A 6,397-nucleotide genomic window follows, 5' to 3' on the forward strand; every position below is an offset into this window, starting at 1 on the left:
GTGGGTCGTTTCTCTGGGAACAAAATCGGTTGACCGACCTCGAAAAGCAGTCTACCTTGAATCCGATTCCTAATAGAACGGTATTCTATGATCATGAAGGTTGTCAACTCACTTATCGGAAATTGCTTCGCAATCGTGGAGCTGCTGGCTACAGAAGCAAAGAGCATGCGGCTTTCCGATCTCGCGGACCGGCTTCAACTACAGAGGAGTGGCGCACACCGCGTCCTGACGACGCTCGTTGCGCTAGGTTGGGTCGAACAGGACGACGCCACAGACTTTTATCGCCTGTCACTAAAGCTTCCGGCCATAGGCTATCGCTTCATGCAGGCAGCAACGCTTCCCGACGTTCTTCAGCCAGTTCTGGATAGACTCGCACGCGATAGTAGGGAGCTCATCCGTCTAGCTGCCCTTGCAAATGACAACCTGACGACGATTGCGCACGCACAGGGCGCTCAAGGCAGTCTAATTTGCCGCTCAAGAACATTCCCGATCCTACCTGTGCACGTTAGCGCCAGTGGAAAAGTCTGGTTGGCAACGCTATCACGTGAGGCGGCGATCAAACGCGCCCTGGAAGCCGGGCTCGGCAAGCCCGGCAGCTACGGGCCGCGGGAAATCAAAACAGTCGATGAGTTCATGGCTGAACTAGATCGCACCGCGACACGCGGGTTCGGTGTCGCGCTTGAGGAAGCAGAGGAGGCGGTCGGCGCAGTCGCATCTCCGATCGTTACAGTTTCGGGCCAATTTATCGGCGCGCTGGCCATTGTGGCGCCGGCCTTTCGCTTGAATGACAAGCGGTTAGAAGAGCTTGGTGGGCAGGCAAGGGCCAGCGCGGCGGAATTGGCGCTCGTGTGGCCCCTGCGCTCCGTCGCCGGTCCCGATACAAGCGAAGGCGATGGGGCATGAACAGTTTATGCTCCAAAAGAGCGCGCCACTCGTTTGTGGGCGCTAAGCTGCGCGAACGAATGAGTCAGCAAGCATGAAACCGATCGTGATTATCCCCGCGCGCATGAATTCCAGCCGGCTCCCCGGGAAGCCGCTTGCCGACATTCATGGTGAGCCCATGATCCGCCATGTTCTTCGCAGAGGCTTGGAGGCGGATCTGGGGCCTGTGCTAGTTGCGGCCAGCGACCGTGAGATCGCAAAGGCTTTAGCGGGGACGAGTGCCGATGTCATTCTAACCGACCCCAACCTTGCATCCGGATCGGATCGATCACACGCGGCCCTGTCAAGCTTTGACCCGGATCGAAATTATAATGTAATCGTCAATCTTCAGGGTGATATGCCCACGATCTCACCGCTGCTGCTACGTCAGGCGGTTTCTATCCTTGATGATCCCAAAATCGACATCGTCACACTGGCCACACCTATGTCTGACCAGGCAGGGGTGGAGCGGACCGCTGTAGTCAAGGTTGCGATGGAGCCCTCGACGGAAAATCATCTCATCGGTCGAGCCATTTACTTCAGTCGCTTGCCTATCCCTCACGGGGCGCAGACCCTCCTGCATCACATCGGGCTTTACGTCTATCGACGCGACGCACTCGATCGTTTTGTCGCGGCCCGGCCATCCCAACTCGAACGTTTCGAAAAGCTTGAGCAACTAAGAGCGCTTGCCTTGGGTCTGACCATCGGCGTTGCCGTTGTTGAAACCTTTCCCCTCGGTGTGGACACTCATGAAGACCTTGAAGAAGCGCGCCGCCGCTTAGATCCGCGTGAAGGAGAGATGTCGTGAGCAAAGGCCTTCATGCTGCCGCGCTGCGCCTGGTGGAGAAGCGGAAAAATACCTGTTGCGGCGAAGTGAGGCTCACCGGTATCGAGACGGTGTCGGAGGCTTACATGATACAAGAACAGACACGCCTGATCATGGATGCATCCCTAATAGGTTGGAAGGCCTCACTGCAAGCGGACGGCAAATTGTTGTCAGCGCCAGTGCTCCAATGCGACACATTCAACACGGGCAGCACAGTACCATTGCCTGGTCGAGCTGATCATGGCCTGGAATGTGAGCTCGCGTTTCTAATCGACACTTCTCTGCCGCCTCGGCCAAGCCACGGTTACACAAGGTCTGACGTTGCTCCACATGTCAGCGGTGTGATGCCCGCATTTGAGATGCTCTCCAGTCGGTTGGCCGACGCATTTCGATCTCCCCAAGCGCATCTTGTTGCTGATAACCTCGGCAATGGCGGAGTTGTACTAGGCGTTCCGTCGTATGCTTGGCACGACCGCAGTCTCGCGGCGATCGGCATTACCCTTAGCCTGGATGGTCAGGTCATCCTTTCAAAACATTGCACCCATCCTGCAGGAGATCCTTTCGATGTGTTGGTTGCCCTGGCAAATCATCTGTCCGAGCGAAAATTAGAGCTGAGAGCCGGACAGTTTGTCATCGCCGGATCTTACACGCCTGCGCAAAAGGTGCGACGGGGCTCCAAGATTGTGGCGTCATTTGACGGCTTTCAGTCAATCACACTGTCAATTGCCGCCGAAGATGAACTTTTGGCGAGTGCACCGGCTAGTGGATGGAATCTAACGCTTGGTGCCCGCGCTTGACGGCGGCGATGATCTTGTCGGGATCGGCGGTCCAGGTGAAGGGCTTTGGCTGCTGGTTGTGCTCGGCGAGGAAGCGGTTGACGGCGGCCTGGAGATCGACGACGGAGTGGAAGACGCCGCGTTTCAGGCGGCGCTTGGACAGCTTGGCGAAGAAGCCTTCTACCGCGTTGAGCCATGAGCATGATGTCGGAGTGAAGTGGAAGGTGAAGCGCTCGTGACGGTCGCGCCAGGCGCGCACCTTGGGGTGCTTGTGGGGAGCATAGTTGTCGAGGACCACGTGCACCGCCTTGTCTGCGGGAACCTCGGCGTTGATGGCATTGAGAAAGCGGATGAACTCCTGATGGCGATGGCGCTGCATGTTCCTGCCGATGACGGTGCCGTCGAGGACGTTGAGGGCGGCGAACAGGGTGGTGGTGCCGTTGCGCTTGTAGTCGTGCGTCATCGTACCGAGCCGCCCCTTCTTCATCGGCAGGCCGGGTTGGGTGCGGTCGAGCGCCTGGATCTGGCTCTTTTCGTCGACCGACAGCACGATGGCGTGGGCCGGCGGATCGAGGTAGAGGCCGACGACGTCGCGCAACTTGTCGACGAACTTCGGATCATTGGAGAGCTTGAACTGGCGCCACCGGTGGGGTGCGAGACCATGTGCCTTCCAGATGCGCCTGACGGCGCTGGCGCTGATTGCGGCGGCTTGCGCCATCATGTCGGCGGTCCAGTGGGTCGTCTCGCCCGGCGGATCGGCAAGCGTCAGTGCCACGACGCGCTCGCCGACATCGGGACCGAGCGGCGGAATGTGCGACGGTCGCGTCTTGTCGCGCAGCAGCCCGTCACAGCCTTCCGCGGCAAAGCGCTCCTGCCAGCGCCAGACGCAGGTCTTCGACTTGCCGGTGCGGCGCATGATCTCGACGGTGCCGACGCCGTCGGCGGACAAAAGCACGATCTCGGCGCGCCAGACATGCTTTTGCGGGGCGTTGCGATCCATGATCAGCGCCGTCAGACGGACGCGATCGGCCGACGAAACGGTGAACGATGTTCCTGTGCGCCTGCGCCAGACTCGCACGCGCAGGCCAGAAAGGGAATCTCTGACTGGACTCTTATGTCAGGTGGGAACCACTAGGCAGGATCAGGGCTTCATCGAACCATCCTGCCCAGACTACCGCACACAAAAGCAAACCAAATAGCTAAGGGAACACAAGACATGGCCAACCTGAAGATCGCAAATCTCCGCAAGACATACGGTAACCATCCCGTCATCCATGGCGTGGACATCGATATCGCCCACGGCGAATTTGTAATTCTTGTGGGACCGTCTGGATGCGGAAAGTCGACATTGCTTCGCATGATCGCGGGCCTCGAGACCATTACATCCGGCGATATCCGCATTGCCGAAAAAATCGTCAACGACATCTCCCCAAAAGAGCGTGATATCGCGATGGTGTTTCAGAACTATGCGCTGTATCCCAATATGACAGTCGCGCAGAACATGGGTTTCGCGCTCAGACTCCAAAAGGCTCCAAAAGCGGACGTTGACCAGCGTGTATCGAACGCGGCGAGCATCCTCGGACTTGAAAAGCTGCTCGACCGCTATCCGCGCCAGCTGTCCGGTGGCCAACGCCAGCGCGTGGCGATGGGAAGGGCAATCGTGCGGGATCCAAAAGTTTTTCTCTTTGATGAACCACTTTCTAACCTTGATGCGAAGCTTCGTGTCTCAATGCGTGCGGAAATCAAAGCCCTGCATCACCGCCTGGGCAGCACGATAGTCTACGTGACGCATGATCAGATCGAAGCCATGACAATGGCGGATAAAATCGTTGTCATGCATGACGGCATCGTCGAGCAGATTGGCACGCCATTGGATCTTTACGACAATCCAACCAATCTTTTCGTGGCCGGTTTCATCGGCTCACCGGCGATGAATTTCGTCAAGGGAACGATGTCAGCGACAGGTATGACGGATGAGAGCGGAACAATTTGGAGCGTTGGGGAAGGACACGCTGCGAGCGGCGGTCGATCCGTCACCCTTGGTATCCGGCCGGAGCATATTCGAATTGATCCGCAAGGGCAAAGGGCAAAAGTTTATGTCGTCGAATCGACCGGCTCAGAAACTCAAATCATTGTCGACGCGGGACAGAACAGACTCGCATGCCTTATCCGCGATCGGCTCGATGTGAGGGTGGGTGATGAGATCGGGATTGGATTCGATCCAGGGCTCGCACACCTCTTCGACGACGAAACCGGAGCGCGTATTGCCAGAGCCGGTCGTCTGGCAGCCTGACTTTCCGCCGGATTGCGCCAGGATTTCCAAGCTGGCTCCCGCCTGTTGGGCAGGAGGTCGAGGTCCATTACCGTTGGCATCCGTATTTCGGACGTCGGCTTCGCTGCGAGAACAGCGAAGAGCGCGCCAACGGCCGGATCATTCATCTCGTCGTCGCGCCCGGGCATGTCATTACCGCTCCGGCCTGGATGATCGATCCCGTGGCTTGCGCGGCGATGGACCTGGGCCCCCCGCGCGTATCGCTTGCCGCGCTGCTTGAGCTTCACAAGCTCTTGATCGAACGCCGTTTCCGGCGAGGCTCTCCGGATGGTTTCATCATCGCGGAGGCGCAACATGAGAACCCTGCCACCCCCGACACGATCTCTCGTGGTCGTTCGCCAACTCAGCTTGCCGCTCGACTCGCAGAAGCTGAACGGGCTGAGTTCAGCGCAACGGACCATAGTGATCGCCCGGCTCGCCAACGTCCTGATGGCCGCCGCCGGCGTGGCAACGGAGGAGGAGAGCTGCGATGACTAGCGGTAATCTGATTCCGACTGCCGTCCTCAAGCGCAAGGCCGTCGTCTATGTGCGTCAGTCCACTCAGGCGCAGGTCCAGCTCAACCTTGAGAGCCAGCGTCGGCAATATGAGCTTGTCGACGTCGCCCGGCGCTGGGGATTCCGCAAAGTAGAGGTGATCGACGAGGATCTGGGACGAACCGCAAGCGGGGCTGTGGAGCGTCCCGGTTTCGAGCGCCTGGTCGACGATCTGTGCACCGGCCATGTGGGCGCCGTGCTTTGCCTGGAGGCGTCCCGCCTGTCGCGCAACGGGCCGGACTGGCATCGGCTGCTCGAGTTGTGCGGCGAAGTCGATGCACGCGTGATCGATCTGGACGGGGTCTACGATCCGGGATTGCCGAACGACCGCCTGCTGCTGGGTATGAAGGGCAGCATCAGCGAGTTCGAGCTCGGCGTGCGCGTGCCCGCATGTACGAGGCCGCCCGCGCCAAGGCACAGCGCGGGGAACTGCGCATCTCCGTGCCGTTCGGCTATGTCTGGCACCGCGATTACGGTCTCGGGTTCGATCCCGACATGCGCCTGCAGGAGACCATTCGCCTGATATTCGCGCGCTTCCGCGAACTCGGCAGTGCGCGCCAGGTCCTGATCTCGGTGATCGACGATAGCATTTCCCCAGACCCTCCGATGGCAAGAAGATGGTGTCCTTCGACTGGGTTCCGATCCGCTACCGCAACGTGATCTCGATCCTGAAGAACCCATTCTACGCCGGCGCCTATGTCTATGGTAAGAGCGAGAAGCGCACTGAGATCGTCGATGGCCGCGTTCGCAAGAGCTATGGCCATTACAAGCCGGCTAGCGAGTGGGCGGTGGTGCTCAAGGACCATCACGAAGGCTATATCGGATGGAGCGAGTACGAACGGAACCAGGAACTGCTCGCGGCCAACGCTTATGGCAAAGCCGGCGGCGTCAAGTCGGGCCGCGGCGGTCGCGCGCTGCTCCCGGGTCTCATCTCCTGTGGTCGATGCGGGCGAAGACTGGTTGTCATGTATGCCGGACGCGGCCAAGGTTATCCGGTATATCGCTGCG

General features: G+C 59.2%; 5 protein-coding genes and 1 pseudogene. 5 read left to right on the top strand and 1 reads right to left on the bottom strand.

Features of this window, described 5'->3' with window-relative positions; all coding sequences use genetic code 11:
• Positions 1-87 precede the first annotated feature (87 nt).
• The 3 genes from NKJ12_RS29960 to NKJ12_RS29970 all read left to right on the top strand — a co-directional run bounded on the left by NKJ12_RS29960 (position 88) and on the right by NKJ12_RS29970 (position 2,544).
• Complete coding sequence (locus NKJ12_RS29960) at positions 88-903, top strand: IclR family transcriptional regulator (RefSeq protein ID WP_352707097.1); 816 nt, start codon at positions 88-90, stop codon at positions 901-903.
• Positions 904-976: 73 nt separating this feature from the next.
• A complete protein-coding gene (locus NKJ12_RS29965) occupies positions 977-1,729 on the top strand; it encodes a 3-deoxy-manno-octulosonate cytidylyltransferase (RefSeq protein WP_352707099.1) in 753 nt (250 codons plus the stop codon).
• A complete protein-coding gene (locus NKJ12_RS29970; RefSeq protein ID WP_352707101.1) occupies positions 1,726-2,544 on the top strand; it encodes a 2-keto-4-pentenoate hydratase in 819 nt (272 codons plus the stop codon). The genes NKJ12_RS29965 and NKJ12_RS29970 overlap by 4 nt, the downstream gene beginning before the upstream one ends.
• Here NKJ12_RS29970 and NKJ12_RS29975 read toward each other — a convergent pair.
• A complete protein-coding gene (locus tag NKJ12_RS29975) occupies positions 2,507-3,601 on the bottom strand; it encodes an IS630 family transposase (protein WP_352707103.1) in 1,095 nt (364 codons plus the stop codon). The genes NKJ12_RS29970 and NKJ12_RS29975 overlap by 38 nt on opposite strands.
• Positions 3,602-3,739: 138 nt before the next feature.
• On the opposite strand from NKJ12_RS29975, the gene NKJ12_RS29980 reads away from it, so the two are divergent.
• Together NKJ12_RS29980 and NKJ12_RS29985 are read left to right on the top strand one after the other, a co-directional pair.
• Positions 3,740-4,816 carry an ABC transporter ATP-binding protein gene (locus NKJ12_RS29980; protein WP_352707105.1) on the top strand — a complete coding sequence of 359 codons (1,077 nt, stop codon included), beginning with the start codon at positions 3,740-3,742 and terminating at the stop codon, positions 4,814-4,816.
• 508 nt (positions 4,817-5,324) lie between these two features.
• Positions 5,325-6,397: pseudogene (locus tag NKJ12_RS29985) on the top strand (recombinase family protein); the annotation flags it as partial.

The sequence above is a fragment of the Mesorhizobium sp. M0195 genome (assembly GCF_040322115.1).
Classification (GTDB): Bacteria; Pseudomonadota; Alphaproteobacteria; order Rhizobiales; family Rhizobiaceae; genus Mesorhizobium.